Source organism: Bordetella genomosp. 9 (assembly GCF_002261425.1).
Classification (GTDB): Bacteria; Pseudomonadota; Gammaproteobacteria; order Burkholderiales; family Burkholderiaceae_B; genus Bordetella_C.
Map to the genome: position 1 here is coordinate 3,460,466 of NZ_NEVJ01000003.1, position 17,689 is coordinate 3,478,154.

The following is a 17,689-nucleotide window of genomic DNA, read 5'->3' on the forward strand; positions in this document are numbered from 1 at the left end:
CCGCCGCGCGATCAACGCTTGGCGGTTTCCGTTTCGACGCGCAGTTTGCGCGTGATGTACCACTGCTGCAGGATGGACAGCGTGTTGTTGACGCACCAGTACAGCACCAGGCCGGCCGGGAACATGAACATCATGCCGCCGAACACCAGGGGCATGATCATCATGACCTTGGCCTGGACGGGATCGGGCGGCGTCGGGTTCAGCCTGATCTGCAGGAACATGGTGGCCATCATGATCGCCGGCAGGATGAAGTAGGGGTCATGCACGGACAGATCGTGGACCCAGCCCAGCCACGGGGCGCCGCGCATCTCCACGCTGGCCAGCAGCACCCAGTACAGCGAGATGAACACCGGAATCTGCACCACCATCGGCAGGCAGCCGCCCAGGGGATTGATCTTTTCGGTGCGGTACATCTCCATCATGGCGGCGTTCAGCTTCTGCTTGTCGTCGCCGAACTTTTCCTTCAGCGCCTGCAGCCGCGGGGTAACCTGCTTCATGCGGGCCATCGAGCGATAGCTGGTGGCGGCCAGCGGATAGAACAGCAGCTTGATCAGCACCGTCAGGGCCACGATGGTCCAGCCCCAGTTGCCCAGGATGGAGTGCAGCCACGTCATCAGCGAGAACAGCGGCTTGGCGATGATGGTCAGCCAGCCGTAGTCGACCACGAGTTCCAGCCCGGGCGCCAGCGCGGCCATGGCCTTCTGGTCCTGCGGGCCGACCCACAGGTGGGCGTCGACGCTGGCCGACGCGCCGGGCGCGATGTCGCCCACGCCTTCGATGGTGCGCGCGGCGTAGAGGTTGTCGCGCACCTGCAGCAGTTCATTGGTGCGCGCCTTGCCCTGCGGCGGAATCCAGGCGGTGGCGAAGTAGTGCTGCACCACGGCGATCCAGCCGTTGTCGGCCTGCTTGATGTAGCTGGCTTTCTTCTTTTCGATATCCGAGAACGTCGCCTTCTGGAACTTGTCCTGGTCCGAATACACCGCCATGCCGGTGAAGGTGTGATAGAAACTGGACGTATCCGGCGGATTGTTGCCGTCGCGCTGCAGCTGCAGGTACAGCGACGGGCGCGCCGGATTGGCGCTGGTGTTCGTCATGTCGTGACGGACGTCGATGTCGTAGCGGCCGCGATGCAGGGTGTAGGTCTTGGTGACCTTCATCCCGCCCGATTCGGCTTCGAACACCACGCTCAGCGTGTCGCCGGTCATGCTGCGCTCGGACGACACCATGCGGAAGGGCGTCTGGTGCGTCGGGAAGCCGGGCTGGCCCGGGGCGCCCACCACGCCGGATTGCACGACATAGTGCAGGTCGGGCGTATCGTCGAGCAACACCGTAGGCTGGTCGCCGCGGTTGGCGTCCGGATACTTCAGCAGCACCGCCTGCACCAGCTGCGCGCCGGTGGTGTCGAAGGTCAGGCGCAGCACGTCGGTGGTGATGACGATTTTCTGCGAGTCCGCCTGAGCCTTGGCGGCCGACGCCGGCACGCCGCCCGGCGCCGCCGAGGCGGGCTGGCCAGCCGCGGGCACGCTGGGAACGGTCGTGTTGCCGGCGGGCTGCGCCGCGTCGCCGGTGGCGGGCTTGGCCGCTTGCTGGGCCGGCGTGGCCGCGGGCGGCACGCCGAACAGCGACGGCTTTCCGTTATGGACTTGCCAGTTGTTCCAGAGAAGCAACAGCGAGAAAGAGAAGATCATCCAGAGGATGGTTCGTCGGATATCCATGGTGCCTACAAGGTAAGAGCGGGACCGGCAAAGCCCGCCAGTTTAGCGTCAATCCTGCCGGGCGCGGTGGCCGTGGCCGCAGGAGCAGTGGTCGCCGGGCCGCGGCGCGGGGGGAACCGGGTCGAGTCCACCCGGGCTCCAGGGGTGGCATCGGCCGATGCGCCGCGCCGCCAACCACAGACCGTGCAAAGGTCCGTGAGTTTCAATGGCTTCGATGGCGTAGGCCGAGCAGGTGGGCGTGAAACGGCATTGCCGTCCCATCCAGGGGCTCAGGAAGAACCGGTAGAACCGGATCGGCGCGATCAGCAGGGTCTTGATCATGGACGCGCTCACGCGGGCACCTTCAGGAAGAACAACGGACCAGCCGTGCGAAGTGAGTATCTACTTCTGCCCGGGCCGCGTGTTTCAGGGCCGTCAGGGACAGCTCGGGGACGCGCGCGTGGAGTCGGACCACATAGTCGGCCGGCGGCAAGGCCAGGCGGCGGGCCCGGAACGATTCCCGGATGACGCGTTTGAGGGCGTTGCGGGTCGCGGCGCGCGCGGCATGCCGCTTGGCGATGACCATACCCAGCCGCGCCTGGGCCGGCACGACGTCCGCGGGTGCGGCGGTGGACGTGATCATGAAAAACGCCCCTCGCGCCAGCCGGCGGCCTTTCAGCGCGGCGGCGAATTCCGAGGGGCGATGCATCCGCGCCTCCGGTGGAAGCGTGGTGCGCGGCATGACGGGCAACTGCGCGGCCGGGGCGGTCGTCAGACCGGCCGGGGCAGGCGCAACGCCTGGCGCGGCGTTCAGACCGCCAGACGCTTGCGGCCCTTGGCGCGGCGTGCGTTCAGCACGGCGCGGCCGCCACGGGTCTTCATGCGCACGCGAAAGCCATGGGTGCGCTTGCGGCGGGTAACGGAGGGTTGGAAAGTGCGTTTCATGGGCGGTCCACAAAAGAACAATTAATACGGATGGGCATGGAAGCAGATGACGCGCTTCGCGGGCCCACGGGGGCGATTCTTCGTATAGCTCGGGGCGATTCGTATACGGGCACACGCGTACGAGTAAACGTGTTCCGGATAAATCCGTCCCGTACAACGCGTACAGAACGACGCGTCAATACGGTACCTATGGGAAGGGTACGGGGCGAACGAAGCCACCCGACCTCAGCCGAGCCCGCCATTTCAGCAAGTTTCTTCTCTGTTGTCAAACAGTTAGCGGGGGGCGCGCGATGTCCGGCACCCCCAGCCTGTGGATAACCACAGCCCAGGCAAGGTAGAATCGAGGTTTAGACAAGACCGACATGAAAGAATTCTGGCAGACCTGCGTCAGTCGTCTTGAGCAGGAGCTCCCCCCTCAGCAGATCAGTGCGTGGATCCGTCCGCTGGTGCCTCTCTCCTACGACGAGGCCCAGGCGGTGCTGCGCATTTCCGCGCCCAATCGCTTCAAGCTCGATTGGGTGCGCAAGAACTTTGCCCACCAGATAGAGTCCCTGGCCGCCGAGTGGTTCCAACGGCCGGTGCAGGTCCAGTTCGAGCTGCCGGCTGGCGCCGCGGCGCCGCGCATGCCCGTCGCGCCGCGGGCGGGCGCGCCCGGCGCCGGGGCCATGAACGCCACGAACGGCGTCAATGGCGCCAATGGCGCCGGCGGGCCCATGGCGGCGCCGGGTTCGGGCGCGATTGCCTCGGGCCATGCCGCATCGGGCCCCGCCGCCGAAATGCTGGCGCTGTCCGGCATGTCGGCGCCTCCGGCGACCACCGCTGCCGCGGCTGCCGCGGTGGCCGCCGCCGTCAATGCGGATGCCGCCAATGTCGTCTACGAACGCTCGCGGCTGAACACCGACCTGACGTTCGAAAACTTCGTCACCGGCAAGGCCAACCAGCTGGCGCGGGCCGCCGCGCTGCAGGTCGCGGAAAACCCCGGCATTTCCTATAACCCGCTGTTCCTCTATGGCGGCGTGGGACTGGGCAAGACGCACCTGATACACGCGATCGGCAACGCCATGGTCGCGGCGGGCACCGGCGTGCGCGTGCGCTACGTGCATGCCGACCAGTACGTCTCCGACGTGGTCAAGGCCTACCAGCGCAAGGCGTTCGACGACTTCAAGCGCTACTACCATTCGCTGGACCTGCTGCTGATCGACGATATCCAGTTCTTCTCCGGCAAGAACCGCACGCAGGAAGAATTCTTCTACGCGTTCGAGGCGATGGTCGCGCAGCGCAAGCAGATCATCATCACCAGCGATACCTATCCCAAGGAACTGGCCGGCATCGACAGCCGCCTGATCTCCCGCTTCGATTCCGGTTTGACCGTGGCCATCGAGCCGCCCGAGCTGGAAATGCGCGTGGCCATCCTGCTGCGCAAGGCGGAATCGGAAGGCGTGCCCATGCCGGAAGAAGTCGCCTTCTTCATCGCCAAGCATCTGCGCAGCAACGTGCGCGAGCTGGAAGGCGCCCTGCGCAAGGTGCTGGCGTACGCGCGCTTCCATGGCCGCGACGTGGTCACCGTCGACGTCTGCAAGGACGCCTTGAAGGATCTGCTGTCGGTATCGAACGGGCAGATCACGGTCGAAAACATCCAGAAGACGGTGGCCGATTTCTACAAGATCAAGGTCGCCGACATGTATTCGAAACGGCGCCCCGCCAATATCGCCCTGCCTCGCCAAGTGGCCATGTACCTGGCCAAGGAGCTCACGCAAAAAAGCCTGCCTGAAATCGGCGATCTGTTCGGTGGCCGCGACCACACCACCGTTCTTCATGCCGTTCGCAAGATTTCAGACGCGCGCGGCAAGCTCGCCGAGCTCAACCATACCCTGCACGTGTTGGAACAAACTCTAAAAGGATGAACATGCAACTCGTACAAACCACACGCGATGCATTGCTGAAACCGCTATCGACTGTGGCGGGCATCGTCGAAAGACGCCATACCCTGCCCATCCTGGCGAACATCCTGATGCGCAAAGAGGCCAACAAGGTATCGTTCATCGCGACCGACCTCGAAGTGCAGATCACCACGCATGCGGATTTCGGCGTGGGTTCCGACAACGAATCGACCACCGTCGCCGCGCGCAAGCTGCTGGACATCCTGCGCGCCCTGCCGGATACCGGCGATGTCAAGATGGCGCTGGCCAGCAACAAGCTGTCCGTGCAGACGGGCAAGAGCCGTTTCGCGCTGCAGACGCTGGCGGCCAGCGAATTCCCCACCGTGGCCCAGCCCGAGCAATGGGACGTATCGCTGACGCTCACGCAGAAGAACCTGCGGCATCTGCTGAACATGGTGTATTTCGCCATGGCGCAGCAGGACATCCGTTATTACCTGAACGGCATGTTGATGGTGTTCGAACCGGGCCGCGTGCGCGCCGTGGCGACCGACGGCCACCGCCTGGCGCACTGCGCCACCGACGCCGAAGGCATCACCGAGAAGCATGAGGTCATCGTGCCGCGCAAGACGGTGCTGGAAATGCAGCGCCTGCTGGAAGATTCCGACCAGCCGGTGTCGGTGGACGTGGCGCCCGGCCAGATCCGCTTCCGCTTCGGCGATGTCGAGCTGGTGTCCAAGCTGGTGGAAGGCAAGTTCCCCGACTTCACGCGCGTGATCCCCACCAACTACACGCGCCACTTCGTCGTCAGCCGCGAAGCCCTGCAGGGCAGCCTGCAGCGCGCCGCCATCCTGACCACCGACAAGTTCAAGGGCGTGCGCCTGCAACTGGCGCAGAACGTGATGAAGATTTCTTCCTCCAACGCCGAGCAGGAAGAGGCGCAGGAAGAACTCGATATCGATTACGGCCATGAGCCGCTCGACGTCGGCTTCAACGTGAGCTATCTGCTGGACGTCCTGAGCAACGTCAAGGTGGACGAAATCAAATGGTCCGTCATGCCGGACCAGAACGCGTCCGCCCTGATCACCCTACCCGATGACGACAACTTCAAGTACGTCGTGATGCCGATGCGCATCTGACCCGACCTGTCCGTCATTCCTGGCCTCGGCGACCGGACGGGCAACCGATCCGGCGCGGCCAGGCCGCAAGCCGGCCGCTTTACACGTGCAATCACAGAGATTTATGTCCGACACTCCGAATACCAATCCCGAGAATACCGGCTACGGCGCCGATTCGATCAAGATGCTCAAGGGGCTGGAGGCCGTGCGCAAGCGCCCCGGCATGTACATCGGCGATACCTCCGATGGCACGGGCCTGCATCACATGGTGTTCGAAGTGGTCGACAACGCCATCGACGAAGCGCTGGCGGGCTATTGCGACGACATCGTCGTCACCATCCACACGGACAACTCCATTTCGGTATCGGATAACGGGCGCGGCATTCCCACCGATATCCACAAGGACGACGAATTCGGCCGCAGCGCGGCGGAAATCGTCATGACCGAACTGCACGCGGGCGGCAAGTTCGACCAGAACTCGTACAAGGTGTCCGGCGGCCTGCACGGCGTGGGCGTGTCCTGCGTGAACGCGCTGTCCGAATGGCTGCGGCTGACCATCCGCCGCAACGGCGAAGTGCACGAAATGGAGTTCCGCCAGGGCCAGCGCGTGAACCCGCTGGCGGTGACCGGCAAGACCGAAAAGCGCGGCACCGAAGTGCGCTTCCTGGCCGATCCGGAGATCTTCAATCACATCGAATACCACTACGACATCCTGTCCAAGCGGCTGCGCGAGCTGTCGTTCCTGAACAATGGCGTGAAGATCCGCCTGATCGACCAGCGCCAGGGCAAGGAAGAAAACTTCGCGTTCTCCGGCGGGGTGAAGGGTTTCGTCGAATACATCAATCGCAGCAAGACGGTGCTGCATCCGAACGTGTTCTCGGTCAGCGCGGAATCCAGCGCGGGCGGCGTGCCGGTGACGGTGGACGTCGCCATGCAGTGGAACGACAGCTATTCGGAAAGCGTGCTGTGCTTCACCAACAACATCCCGCAGCGCGACGGCGGCACCCACATGACGGGCCTGCGCGCGGCGATGACGCGTGTCATCAACAAGTACATCGCCGACAACGAGATGGCCAAGAAGGCCAAGGTCGAAACGTCCGGCGACGATATGCGCGAAGGCCTGACCTGCGTGCTGTCGGTCAAGGTGCCCGAGCCCAAGTTCAGCAGCCAGACCAAGGACAAGCTGGTGTCCAGCGAAGTGCGCCCGGCGGTGGAAGATGCCGTGGGCCGCACGCTGGAAAGCTGGCTGCTGGAACATCCCGCCGATGCCAAGGCGCTGTGCGCCAAGATCGTCGAAGCCGCCCGTGCCCGCGAAGCCGCGCGCAAGGCGCGCGAAATGACGCGCCGCAAGAGCGTGCTGGAAGGCGCCGGCCTGCCCGGCAAGCTGGCGGACTGCCAGGAAAAGGACCCGGCGCTGTGCGAGCTGTACATCGTGGAAGGGGACTCGGCCGGCGGCTCCGCCAAGCAGGGCCGCGACCGCAAGTTCCAGGCCGTGCTGCCGCTGCGCGGCAAGGTGCTGAACGTCGAGAAAGCACGCTTCGACCGGCTGATCGCCAGCGAGCAGATCGCCACCCTGATCACCGCGCTGGGCACCAGCATCGGCCCTGATTTCAACGTCGACAAGCTGCGCTATCACCGCCTGATCATCATGACGGACGCCGACGTCGACGGCGCGCACATCCGCACGCTGTTGCTGACGCTGCTGTACCGCCAGATGCCGGAACTGGTGGCGCGGGGCTACGTCTACATCGCGCAGCCGCCGCTGTACAAGGTCAAGGTCGGCCGCGACGAACGCTATTTGAAGGACGACGCGGAAGAAGCGGTCTTCATGCTGCAGCTGGCCCTGAAGGAAGCCGTGCTGATCCCGGCCGAGGGCGCCGAGCCCATCACGGGCGATGCGCTGGCCGCGCTGGCGCGGCAGTACACGCTGGCCGACGCCGTGATTGCGCGGGCCTCGCGCATGATCGACGAAGCCGCGCTGTCGGCCATGGCCGAAGGCGTGGAGATCAACCTCGATACGGCGGAAGCCGCCGCCGCCTCGGCCGAACGGCTGGAAAGGGCGCTGTTCGATCCGCTGCATCCGAACGCGGTGAAGGCCTATGCCGAAGTGGATCCCGCCACCGAAAAGCAGCGCGTCGTCGTGCAGCGCATGCGCCATGGCAATGCGCGCAACAGCCTGATCGACGCCACCTTCATCGAAGGCGCCGACTATGGCGTGCTGTCGACGGCGGCCCGGACCTTCCTGGGCCTGATCGGCACGGGCGCGGTGATCGCGCGCGGCGAAGGCGACAAGCGCAAGGAAGCCCCGGTCTCGGACTTCCGCGAAGCCATGCGCTGGCTGCGCAACGAAGCCGAACGCAGCGTCTCCAAGCAGCGCTACAAGGGCCTGGGCGAAATGAATCCCGAGCAGCTGTGGGAAACCACCATGGACCCCAAGGTGCGGCGCCTGCTGCGCGTGCAGATCGAGGACGCCATCGCGGCGGACGAAGTCTTTACCACCCTGATGGGCGATGAAGTCGAACCGCGCCGCGCGTTCATCGAGACGCATGCGTTGACGGCGAGCAATATCGATATCTGACGGGGCTGTTCAGCTGCGAACGAACGCCAGGAGCGACTGATAGTCTCCTTGGTCTGCCGCTCGCAGTGCGGCCAAGTACCTCGACCGCAGCTCGTTGGCGGCGACCAGATTGCCGCCATTCCCCCAGGTGAATGCTGGTTGGCCAAGGCTGCGAAGCAACGCGTCGGCCATCATGCGTGATTGCCGGCCGTTGCCATTGGGAAAGGGGTGAATCCAGACCAGGTCGCGGTGAAAGCGCGCTGCGATTTCGTCTGGCGGGAGCGTCGCGTTGTCGACCCACCAGCGTACGTTGCCGAACAGCGTGTTAAGCCGTACCGCGATCTGCGTCCAGTCGCAGCCGATGTTCTTGTCTGACTTGCGGAACGTGCCCCCCCATGACCAAGTCAGGTCGAACATCTTCGCGTGCAGAGTCCGACAGACCCCTCGCTGAGCACGTCCGGCGAACGCGCCGTGAGGGGGCTTGCCGATTCACCAGGTCCGCGTAACTGGACAAGGTGGACTGCAGGTGCTGCATTCTAGGGAAGCAAATAGATATCGATTGCTTCATCAATGGGAAGCAGGCGGAGGGTGACGTTCGGCACCGGGCGCGAACCAGCTTGTCGGGGCCAGGGTCGCATCCACGCGGCCCCTTCCAAGAGAATATAGTTGCGTATCGCAACCTTTGGGGTTATGTTGGAGCCGGCGCTGTGCCACGGACCGGAGGCTCCTACATGGCAACGATTCCATCTCTATACGAACTCGCGGGACCCGCTCCGGCTCCGCCTTCCGGCCAGCGCTTAAAGGGCCGGATCTGCCTGGTCGTGGGGGGCACCAGCGGCATCGGGCGCGCTGCGGCCCTGCGCATGGCGGGCGAAGGCGCCGCGGCGGTGATCGTGACGGGCCGGCGCGAGCCGCTCGGGCGAGATCTGGCTGCGGAAATCGGACGCACAGGAGTGGAAGGGCTTTTCATTGCGGCCGATGCGACGGTGGAGGCGGAGCTTGCTGCCGCAATAGCGCAGGTGATACAGCGCTTCGGACGCCTGGATGCGGTGTTCAACAACGCCGGCTACCAGGAACGGCGCGCGCCGCTGGCCGAGCAGACCGACGACGTCTACACCCGGGTGTTCGACACGAACGTCCGCGGCGTCTTCAATGCCATGCGCCATGAGATCCCGGCGCTGCTGGCCTCGGGCGGAGGCAGCATCATCAACAACACGAGCGTCAGCGGGATACGCAACCCCAATCCCGGCCTGTCCCTATACGGCGCGTCCAAGGCCGCCGCGAACGCGCTGACGCGCGCGGCGGCGATGGAGTATGCGCCGCAGGGTATACGCATCAACGGCGTCGCGCCCGGGCGCGTGGTGACGGACATGATGCTCGGGTCCGGCATTGCCGATATGAATGCCGTGAAGGCCGGGCTGCCGTTGCGGCGCATGGGCCATCCGGAAGAAGTCGCCGCCGCTGTTGTGTGGCTCATGTCGGCGGAGGCGGGTTATGTGGTTGGCCATATCCTGGCCGCGGATGGCGGATTCCTGGCCAGCTAGCCCTGCACGTGGGACGCCCAGGGCTGCGCATTCAGCCGTTCGGCAAGAAAATCCATGAGCGCCTGCACGCGCGCGGGACGCCTGCGTCCCGGTGGCGTGACGATGTGCAGCGCGATGCTGTCCACCTGCCAGTCGTCCATGGCCGTTTCCAGTGCGCCGGATCGCAGGTCGTCCCACACCAGGAATTCCGGCTGCAGCGCGAGTCCCAGGCCGGCGCGCAACGCGGGCGTGAGCGCTTCGGCGTTGTTGACGTTCAGGAGCACAGGCAGCGTCTGGGAGAATTCGCCGTGCTCGTCATGCCGGAAACGCCAGCTCGCGCCGTTGCGGGCGTACATGTACTGCAAGGCAGTGTGCTGGGCCAGATCGCGCGGATGCGCGGGCCGCCCCGCACGCTTGAAGTAGGCCGGCGCGCCCACCAGCAAGATGCGCACGGAGCACAGGCGCCGCGCCAACAGGCTGGAATCCACCAGGTTGGAGATGCGCAGCGCGAGATCGAATCGCTCGGATACCAGATCCACCTGTTTGTCGTTGAACTCGATTTCCAGGCCGACATCGGGATGCGCCTGCATGAAGGGCGGCAGCATGGGCGCCAGGTGCGTGATGCCGAAGGACATCGGGCAGGTGAAGCGGATTTTCCCGTGCAGGCTGCTGGATTTTTCCGTGACCTCGGCTTCCACCGATTCGCCTTCTTCCAGGATGCGCGCGGCGCGTTCCAGCGCCGCATAGCCCGCGTCGGTCAGCGACATGCTGCGCGAGGTGCGGTGGAACAAGGTGGTTTTCATGCGCGTTTCCAGGCGCGTGATGGCCTTGGATATGGTGGCCTGCGACAGCGAGAATTCGGCCGCCGCCTTGGCGAACGAACCTGTTTCGGCGACCTTGGCGAAGATCGCCCAGCCTTCCAGATCTGGCAACTTATTCATCTGTTTTCCCCGCGCAATTTGCGGTCGATGATAGCGGCCGTGCATGGCAGGGACAAGCAGGGTCCGGGCGATCATGCATAAAACGGAAAGGATGGAATTCGGTTCCTTGGATTCTCAGGGCAGGTGCCCTTCCCTAATATGCACCTACCGACAGACGACGTGTACGGCAGAACGCAAACGCAGATGCGAACGCAGACGCAAATGCAGAAGCAAACAGCGCTTCACGTACGACTGATCGGGGCAAGCCCCGGACGGCCTGCCACCTGATTCGAATTCATCTTTCAACGCACCATTCCAAAGAGAGCCTAGCCATGTCGAACAAATACCTCGAAGTCCTGACCCCGCAGAACAGCCAGATCATCTTCATCGACCAGCAACCGCAAATGGCCTTCGGCGTGCAGTCGATCGATCGCCAGACACTGAAGAACAACGTGGTGGGCCTGGCGAAGGCGGCGCGCACGTTCAATATTCCGGCCACGATCACGACGGTGGAGACCGACGGTTTTTCGGGAAACACCTATCCTGAACTGCTGGCGGTGTTTCCGGAAAACAAGATCCTGGAACGCACGTCCATGAACTCCTGGGACGACCAGAACGTACGCGACGCGCTGGCCGCCAACGGCCGCAAGAAGATCGTCGTGGCGGGCCTGTGGACCGAGGTGTGCAATACGACGTTCGCGCTGTGCGCCATGCTGGAAGGCGACTACGAGATCTACATGGTGGCCGATGCGTCGGGCGGCACGTCGATGGACGCCCACAAGTACGCGATGGACCGCATGGTGCAGGCCGGCGTGGTGCCGGTCACCTGGCAGCAGGTGATGCTGGAATGGCAGCGCGATTGGGCCCGCCAGGAAACCTATGACGCCGTGACCTCCATCGCGAAGGAACATTCGGGCGCCTACGGCATGGGCATCGACTACGCGGTGACGCACGTTCACAAGCTGGCCGAACGGGTCAAGCATGGTGAGCGTATCGGCCCCAACCCCGCCAAGTAATGACGGCGCATCAATAACTGGAACTGCCATGATCGAACGCCGAGCCCTCGCCAGCCTGAACCCCGCGGAACGCGGGAGGCCCGGCGCGGGACATGGCTTGTCGCCGGCGGGGACACGGTCCCGCGCCCGGTCGGGTTGGGGCGTGCTGCGCGGCTGGCGCGACGAAACGATCGCGCCGGGCGCGGGCTACCCCGCCGTCATGCACGCGGATGTGGACATCATTACCTGCGTGCAGGAAGGCGTCCTGACGCACGAGGACGATCTGGGCAACCGTGAACGGGCCCGCGCCGGCGATGTGCAGGTGATGAGCGCGGGCAGCGGCCTGACGTACGCCGAATTCAATATGGAGCGCGAGCCCGCACGGGTGCAGCAGATCTGGATCGAGCCGGATCGGCGCGGGTCCTTGCCCAGCTGGGGCAGGAAATCCTTCGCGTCCGGCACCGGCAGCGGGCGCTTCGTGACGCTTGCCAGCGGCATGGAGGGCGACCGGGACGCCTTGCCGATACGCAGCGGCGTGCGTGTGGTCGCCGTCGCCTTGAAGCCCGGAGAGGCGGCGGAGTACCGGTTCGCGCCGGGCGGGCGGCGGGGCTTTCTGGTGGCCTCGCGCGGGCGCCTGCGGGTCAACGACCTGGCGATCGAGGCCGGGACGGGCGCCGCCATCCGGGAGGAGTCCAGCGTGCGTCTCACGTCCCTGGAGGGCGCCGACGCGCTGTTGGTGGATATGCCCGCCTGAGGATGAGGGGGCAGCGGCGGCCTCCATAGATTGCATTTATGGATTCCATAGGTAACGACCTCCAATAAAGGAGGATTGCTCTTGAAAATGGAAAGGTGATTTTCGGCGATCAGGGTTTATCCCTAGGTCTTGGCGGCGCAGAATGCAGTCATCGGGAACAGCAACGGACATCGCGAAGTTCTCTACACAGCAAGTCGCGATGCACGGCCCGGATCACTTAACCAGGACTAGGAGTACTGCCATGAAGACCAAGACCATCGTTTCCGCTTTGATTCTTTCCTTTGCCGCCATCGGCGCTGCCCAAGCGACGCCCCGTGGCGATTCGGACAACACGCCCTTCCAAGGCGTCTACGGCCAACAAGCCAGCAGCACGAGCCGCGACCAGGTCGTCGCGCAACTCGAACAAGCCCGCGCCGCTGGCCTGACCGCCAACGCCGACAGCGACAACGCGCCCTTCACCGCGCAAGCCGACGTGGCTTCGGTGCCCGCGGTTGCCCAAGGCGGCGGCGTGCATGGCGACATCGCCTTCGGCGACATCGACAACCAGCCCTTTGAAGGCTGATCGCCGAGGCTGATTGCCAAGTTTGATCACGAACCAACGGTGATACGACCGAAGGCGGTCGGGTCACCAGGAAGTCCGGCCGTTCATGCCCGCACGGATGAACGGTTTCCCCGGCGAGAGGCGGGGATGCTGTAGTGGCAGTCCTCTCGGTGTGGTGCGTAGTACGGTCGGCCCCCTGCAGTCTAGGGGGCCGATTGCTTTGTGCGGGGCGCCGTTGTGCTCGCCTCGTTTGCCTCGTTCGTGCCGATGTCGTTCAGCCGCCGGGGCGTTTCGCTATCCGCTCGCGTACCTCGGGCGGTGCCAGGCATGTCGCGACGGCTTCGTAGCCCGGCGCGCCGGGATAAGGCGCTACGCGACTCGGGGGCTGTGATTCGCGGGGCAAAGCAGGATGGCCTCGTCCGGTCCCACCGCCGCGAGATCCAGAATGGCTGAAGAGCGCGTCGGATCCTGTTGCGCCTTCTTCCGCGAGCCATGCCAGCGCCTGGGCGACGCGCAATTCGAGCGCGCGGTCATTTGCCAGCCGGGTCTTCGCTGCAGCGCATTCATCATTCAGCCGATCCAGGCCAAGGAAACTCGCGTTCGGCAGCGTCTCGGCGAGTTGCCGGGCCAGTATGGTCCTTCCGCTGCCCATCGAACGGTATCCCGGCGCCGTGCGGCCAGGTTTCATCAGGCCGTGTTGCTCGTATAGCCGCAGCGCCTTGATTGCACATCTTGCCGCTTCGTGGGCAGGGAATGTGCATGGATTGTGCGAGCGAATGGAAAGGTGATTCTCGTGAATACGGGTTTATCCCTAGCCCCTGGAAGCACAGAATACGTCTCATCGGGAACAGCAACGGACATCGCGAACTTCCCTGAACCCTCAGAACCGCGATGCACGGCCCGGATCACTTAACCAGGACTAGGAGTACTGTCATGAATGCCAAGACCATCGTTTCCGCTTTTGTTCTTTCCTTTGCCGCCATCGGCGCCGCGCAAGCCGCGACGCCCCGTGGCGATTCGGACAACACGCCGTTCCAAGGCGTCTACGGCCAATCGGCCAGCAGCGTGAGCCGCGACCAGGTCGTCGCGCAGCTGGAACAAGCCCGTGCCGCCGGCCTGACCGCCAACGCCGACAGCGACAACGCGCCTTTCACCGCGCAAGCCGACGTGGCTTCGGTGCCCGCGGTTGCCCAAGGCGGCGGCGTGCATGGCGACATCGCCTTCGGCGACATCGACAACCAGCCCTTCCAAGGCTGATCGCCACCGAGCGGCGTCAAGACCAGGTCGGCCCCCTGTATCCCAGGGGGCCGATCGCTTTTGGAGCCGGCGCTGGGGGGCGCGCAGTCGTTTCGCTTAACCCGCCCCTAACCCCGCCTTAAGCAAAAGCGACTTCGCGAAAGCGGCCGGCGGGCGCATAGTGAGGGCATTGCCACGCGAGGAGCCCCGCGCATGCCCAATGATCATGCACCGCTTGAAGACTGGCTGGACAAGACCGAGACGGTCCAGGATCTGATCACGCCTTTCCCCTTGGCCGCGCTCGCCGCCACGCTGGGACGGGACGATCCCCGCGGTGTGGTGCCGCCCTTGTGGCATTGGCTGTACTTCCTGCCGGTTACGCCCATGGATGACGTCGGGCCCGATGGGCATGCGAAGCGCGGCGGCTTCCTGCCGCCGGTGCCGCTGCCACGGCGGATGTGGGCGGGCGGCCGGTTGACCTTCCGGGCGCCGCTGCGTGTGGGCGAGCGGGCGACGCGGGAGTCGACGATCACGCACATCGAGGACAAGACGGGGCGCAGCGGCCGCCTGGTGTTCGTGACCGTGCTGCACCGCTACTCGGTGGACGACGAGATCCGTGTCGAAGAAGAACACGACATCGTTTATCGCGATGTGTCGTCTTCGGCCGGCGCCCCTGCCGGCGCCCCTGCCGCCGCGGCAGCGCGTCCGCCAGGTTCCCAGGCCGCCGCCGCGCCGGATGGCGAAACGTGGTCTCGCACCCTGCGTCCCGACCCGGTGCTGCTATTCCGCTATTCGGCGTTGACCTTCAACAGCCATCGCATCCATTACGATCATCCGTACGTCACGGGTGAGGAAGGCTACCCCGGCCTGATCGTGCATGGTCCCTTGATCGCCACGCTGCTGGTCGACCTGCTGCACCGGGAGCTGCCGGACGCGAAGCTGCGTAGCTTCGCGTTCCGCGCCATGCGCCCGTGCTTCGCGGACAACGCCTTGACCGTATGCGGCAGACCGCAGGGCAAGGGCGAAGTCGGCCTGTGGACCAAGGACCACGACGGCAAGCTCGGCATGCAGGCCACTGCCACGATAGATTGATGGGGCCAACAAGGGGCCAACAAGGGATCGACGATGGCAGCCATGAATCCGCAAGAGTCCTTCCAGGATATACGCGAAGCGGTGCGCGATCTGTGCGCGCAATTTCCGCCCGAGTACTTCCGCGAGATCGACGAGGCGCGCGGTTATCCCGAGGCCTTCGTCGATGCCTTGACGAAGGCCGGTTGGCTGGCCGCGCTGATCCCGCAGGAGTACGGGGGTTCCGGCCTGGGCCTGACCGAAGCCTCGGTCATCATGGAAGAGATCAACCGTTCGGGCGGCAATGCCGGTGTGTGCCACGGACAGATGTACAACATGGGCACGCTGCTGCGCCATGGTTCCGACGAACAGAAGCGCGCCTATCTGCCGCGGATCGCCAGCGGCGAGTTGCGCCTGCAGTCGATGGGGGTGACCGAGCCCACCACCGGCACCGACACCACCCGGATCAAGACCACCGCGGAACGCCGTGGCGATCGCTATGTCGTGAATGGGCAGAAAGTCTGGATATCGCGTGTGCAGCATTCCGACCTCATGATCCTGCTGGCGCGCACCACGCCGCTGGCCGACGTGGCGCGCAAGTCCGAAGGCATGTCCATTTTCCTGGTCGACCTGCGCGACGCGGTGGGCAAGGGGCTGACGGTGCGGCCCATCCGCAACATGGTCAACCACGAAACCAACGAGCTGTTCTTCGAGAACCTGGAGATTCCGGTCGAGAATCGCATCGGCGTGGAAGGCCAGGGATTCAGGTACATCCTGGACGGTTTGAACGCCGAGCGCACCCTGATCGCGGCGGAGTGCATAGGCGACGGCTACTGGTTCGTCGACAAGGTCAGCGCGTATGCCAGGGAACGCGTGGTGTTCGGCCGCCCGATCGGGCAGAACCAGGGCGTGCAGTTTCCGATCGCGCGCGCCTTCGTCAATGTGGAGGCCGCCAGCCTGATGCGTTTCGATGCCGCGCGGCGCTTCGATGCGCACGAACCCTGCGGGGCGCAGGCGAACATGGCCAAGCTGCTGGCCGCCGATGCTTCCTGGGAAGCGGCCAATGCCTGCCTGCAATTCCACGGCGGCTTCGGTTTCGCCAGCGAGTACGACGTCGAACGCAAGTTCCGCGAGACGCGGCTGTACCAGGTGGCGCCCATATCGACCAACCTGATCCTGTCGTACATCGCCGAGCACGTCCTGGGACTGCCCAGGTCTTTCTAGCATCGTGAAGGAGCCGATCATCAGACCGCTGGATGGCATCAAGGTAATCGCGTTGGAGCATGCGATCGCGGCGCCTTTCTGCACGCGGCAACTGGCCGACCAGGGCGCGCGCGTCATCAAGATCGAACGGCCTGGCGTGGGCGATTTCGCGCGCCGCTACGACGAGCGCGTGCACGGGCAGGCGTCCCATTTCGTCTGGACCAACCGCTCGAAGGAAAGCCTGACGCTGGACCTCAAGCAGGAGGAGGCGCGCCGCATCCTGCGCGCGCTGGTCGCCGATGCGGATGTGCTGGTGCAGAACCTCGCGCCCGGCGCGGCGGACCGCATGGGAATGAGCTACGACGCCTTGTCCGCAAGCCACCCGCGCCTGATCGTCTGCGACATCTCGGGCTATGGCGCGGACGGCCCTTACCGCGATCGCAAGGCCTACGACCTGCTGATACAGAGCGAATCGGGCTTCCTGTCCGTGACCGGCACCGCCGACGAACCGGCCAAGGCCGGTTGCTCCATCGCCGATATCGCGGCCGGCATGTATGCCTACAGCAATATCCTGAATGCGCTGCTGCTGCGCGGGCGCACCGGCAGGGGCTGCCGCATCGACGTGTCCATGCTGGAAAGCATGGTGGAGTGGATGGGATACCCTCTGTACTACGCGATGGACGGCCAGCCCGCGCCGCCGCGCGCCGGTGCGTCGCATGCGACCATCTATCCCTATGGGCCCTTCCCCACGGGCGATGGCAAGGCGGTCATGCTCGGGTTGCAGAATGAGCGTGAGTGGAAGGTCTTCTGCGCGGAAGTGCTGCGGCAGCCGGCGCTGGCGGACGATGCGCGCTTCGCCACGAATTCCGCGCGCTCGGCCGCCCGCGACGACTTGCGCGCGCTGATCGTCGAGGCCTTTGGCGCACTGACGGCGGAACAGGTCGTGCAGCGGTTGGACGGCGCCGGTATCGCGAATGCCAGGATGAACACCATGCACGATGTGTGGACGCATCCGCAACTGCGCGCGCGCGACCGCTGGCGCCAGGTGGATGCGCCCGGCGGTGCCATCGCCGCCCTGCTGCCGCCGGGGATGCCGGCGCGCATGGACGCCGTGCCCGCGCTGGGCCAGCACACGGACGCCATCCTGGACGAGCTGGGCTATGACGCCGCAGCCATCGCGCGACTGCGCGCCGCGAACGTCATCTGACGCGCCGGCGATCCAGCCGCGCGCCAGGCCGGGCACGCGGGGCGACCTGCT

Annotated in this window: 17 protein-coding genes and 1 pseudogene; 11 read left to right on the top strand and 7 right to left on the bottom strand. The window is 65.0% G+C overall.

Annotation, left to right across the window (positions count from 1 at the left end; translation table 11 throughout):
* Positions 1-11 precede the first annotated feature (11 nt).
* The 4 genes from yidC to rpmH form a co-directional block, all read right to left on the bottom strand.
* Entirely contained in the window at positions 12-1,715 is a 1,704-nt protein-coding gene (gene yidC, locus CAL26_RS26830; protein WP_094849621.1) for a membrane protein insertase YidC, read from the bottom strand.
* Positions 1,716-1,763: 48 nt separating this feature from the next.
* The gene (gene yidD / locus CAL26_RS26835; RefSeq protein WP_094849622.1) at positions 1,764-2,036 is read right to left on the bottom strand and encodes a membrane protein insertion efficiency factor YidD; all 273 of its coding nucleotides are present in this window, start codon (positions 2,034-2,036) and stop codon (positions 1,764-1,766) included.
* 22 nt (positions 2,037-2,058) lie between these two features.
* Positions 2,059-2,436 (bottom strand): ribonuclease P protein component, encoded by a 378-nt coding sequence (locus tag CAL26_RS26840; protein ID WP_094849623.1) that lies wholly within the window; start codon positions 2,434-2,436, stop codon positions 2,059-2,061.
* A gap of 68 nt (positions 2,437-2,504) precedes the next feature.
* Complete coding sequence (gene rpmH / locus CAL26_RS26845; protein WP_057654304.1) at positions 2,505-2,639, bottom strand: 50S ribosomal protein L34; 135 nt, start codon at positions 2,637-2,639, stop codon at positions 2,505-2,507.
* Positions 2,640-3,001: 362 nt separating this feature from the next.
* Here rpmH and dnaA point away from each other — a divergent pair, with 362 nt between their 5' ends.
* The 3 genes from dnaA (at position 3,002) to gyrB (ending at position 8,212) form a co-directional block, all read left to right on the top strand.
* Complete coding sequence (gene dnaA, locus CAL26_RS26850) at positions 3,002-4,543, top strand: chromosomal replication initiator protein DnaA (RefSeq protein ID WP_094849624.1); 1,542 nt, start codon at positions 3,002-3,004, stop codon at positions 4,541-4,543.
* Positions 4,544-4,545: 2 nt separating this feature from the next.
* The gene (dnaN, locus tag CAL26_RS26855) at positions 4,546-5,655 is read left to right on the top strand and encodes a DNA polymerase III subunit beta (protein ID WP_179283492.1); all 1,110 of its coding nucleotides are present in this window, start codon (positions 4,546-4,548) and stop codon (positions 5,653-5,655) included.
* Between the two features lie 103 nt (positions 5,656-5,758).
* Entirely contained in the window at positions 5,759-8,212 is a 2,454-nt protein-coding gene (gene gyrB, locus CAL26_RS26860; protein WP_094849625.1) for a DNA topoisomerase (ATP-hydrolyzing) subunit B, read from the top strand.
* Between the two features lie 9 nt (positions 8,213-8,221).
* Here gyrB and CAL26_RS26865 read toward each other — a convergent pair whose 3' ends face one another.
* Positions 8,222-8,608 carry a mobile mystery protein B gene (locus CAL26_RS26865; RefSeq protein WP_094849626.1) on the bottom strand — a complete coding sequence of 129 codons (387 nt, stop codon included), beginning with the start codon at positions 8,606-8,608 and terminating at the stop codon, positions 8,222-8,224.
* A 314-nt stretch (positions 8,609-8,922) separates the two neighbouring features.
* Between CAL26_RS26865 and CAL26_RS26870 the strand changes: the two genes are divergently transcribed.
* Positions 8,923-9,735, top strand: coding sequence for an SDR family NAD(P)-dependent oxidoreductase (locus CAL26_RS26870; protein WP_094849627.1), 813 nt, complete (start codon positions 8,923-8,925; stop codon positions 9,733-9,735).
* On the opposite strand, the gene CAL26_RS26875 is transcribed toward CAL26_RS26870, so the two are convergent.
* Positions 9,732-10,655, bottom strand: a complete 924-nt coding sequence (locus CAL26_RS26875; protein ID WP_094849628.1) for a LysR family transcriptional regulator — start codon at positions 10,653-10,655, stop codon at positions 9,732-9,734. The genes CAL26_RS26870 and CAL26_RS26875 overlap by 4 nt on opposite strands.
* Positions 10,656-10,966: 311 nt before the next feature.
* Here CAL26_RS26875 and CAL26_RS26880 point away from each other — a divergent pair, with 311 nt between their 5' ends.
* The 3 genes from CAL26_RS26880 (at position 10,967) to CAL26_RS26890 (ending at position 12,945) form a co-directional block, all read left to right on the top strand.
* Positions 10,967-11,650 carry a hydrolase gene (locus CAL26_RS26880; protein ID WP_094849629.1) on the top strand — a complete coding sequence of 228 codons (684 nt, stop codon included), beginning with the start codon at positions 10,967-10,969 and terminating at the stop codon, positions 11,648-11,650.
* Positions 11,651-11,678: 28 nt separating this feature from the next.
* Positions 11,679-12,383, top strand: coding sequence for a pirin family protein (locus CAL26_RS26885; RefSeq protein ID WP_094849630.1), 705 nt, complete (start codon positions 11,679-11,681; stop codon positions 12,381-12,383).
* Between the two features lie 241 nt (positions 12,384-12,624).
* Positions 12,625-12,945 carry a DUF4148 domain-containing protein gene (locus CAL26_RS26890; RefSeq protein WP_179283493.1) on the top strand — a complete coding sequence of 107 codons (321 nt, stop codon included), beginning with the start codon at positions 12,625-12,627 and terminating at the stop codon, positions 12,943-12,945.
* A gap of 253 nt (positions 12,946-13,198) precedes the next feature.
* On the opposite strand, the pseudogene CAL26_RS28775 reads toward CAL26_RS26890, so the two are convergent.
* Positions 13,199-13,579 (bottom strand): annotated as a pseudogene (locus CAL26_RS28775) (MerR family transcriptional regulator); the annotation flags it as partial.
* Between the two features lie 278 nt (positions 13,580-13,857).
* On the opposite strand from CAL26_RS28775, the gene CAL26_RS26900 reads away from it, so the two are divergent.
* From CAL26_RS26900 to CAL26_RS26915, 4 genes are all read left to right on the top strand, one after another.
* The gene (locus tag CAL26_RS26900; protein WP_179283494.1) at positions 13,858-14,181 is read left to right on the top strand and encodes a DUF4148 domain-containing protein; all 324 of its coding nucleotides are present in this window, start codon (positions 13,858-13,860) and stop codon (positions 14,179-14,181) included.
* Between the two features lie 192 nt (positions 14,182-14,373).
* Positions 14,374-15,252, top strand: a complete 879-nt coding sequence (locus CAL26_RS26905; protein WP_094849633.1) for an FAS1-like dehydratase domain-containing protein — start codon at positions 14,374-14,376, stop codon at positions 15,250-15,252.
* A 42-nt stretch (positions 15,253-15,294) separates the two neighbouring features.
* Positions 15,295-16,452: an acyl-CoA dehydrogenase family protein gene (locus tag CAL26_RS26910; protein ID WP_094849634.1), complete on the top strand. Its 1,158-nt coding sequence runs from the start codon at positions 15,295-15,297 to the stop codon at positions 16,450-16,452.
* A 19-nt stretch (positions 16,453-16,471) separates the two neighbouring features.
* Complete coding sequence (locus tag CAL26_RS26915) at positions 16,472-17,638, top strand: CaiB/BaiF CoA transferase family protein (RefSeq protein ID WP_094850108.1); 1,167 nt, start codon at positions 16,472-16,474, stop codon at positions 17,636-17,638.
* The last annotated feature ends 51 nt before the right edge of the window (positions 17,639-17,689 follow it).